A 593-nucleotide genomic window follows, 5' to 3' on the forward strand; every position below is an offset into this window, starting at 1 on the left:
CCGGCAAAGCGGTCCTCGATCACCCACTGGCTGAACGGTTCGGTGACGACGCAGGCCTCATCCTGGCAGGCTTCGTCTTCAAGACCGCCCAGCGCTGCTGCCACCGCCGCGCGGTCCTCGTCCGTCGTGGCGGGCACGATGCGGTCGATCATCGTGGCGGGACAGGTGCAGTGCTGATCGAACCAGTCGACCAGATCGGGCTCGTGCCGGGCCAGGTACTGGCGCATCAGGCGCTCGAGGATCGCGCCGTTCTCGGCAAGGTTGTCGCACGACAGCAGCGTCACGCCGGGCAGTCCCGCCTTGGCCCGCGCCAGCAGGCCCTGCGTGACGAAGTAATAGAAGCTCAAGGAATGCGCGAGGTCGAAGTCGAGGCTGCCAACAGGATTGCGGCAGTAGCCCTTCTCGGTCACCGTCAGGCTGACGATGCGGGTGGCAGGTGCAGCCACGGCGGCAATCACCGCATCGGGTTCCTCGCTGGCGACCAGCACGCCCCGCACCGATCCCACGATGCGCAGGGCCGCTTCATCGGCCGATTGCTCGGCCACGGTGTAGAGCCCGCCTTGCGGGTTCATCTGCCGCGCCACGCCGGGCGA

At 67.8% G+C, this 593-nt stretch carries 1 pseudogene; it reads right to left on the reverse strand.

The window, feature by feature from the left end:
* Positions 1-593, reverse strand: a pseudogene (locus HGI46_RS21840) (mannitol dehydrogenase family protein); the annotation flags it as partial.

The organism is Novosphingobium sp. ERW19 (assembly GCF_012641315.1).
Classification (GTDB): Bacteria; Pseudomonadota; Alphaproteobacteria; order Sphingomonadales; family Sphingomonadaceae; genus Novosphingobium.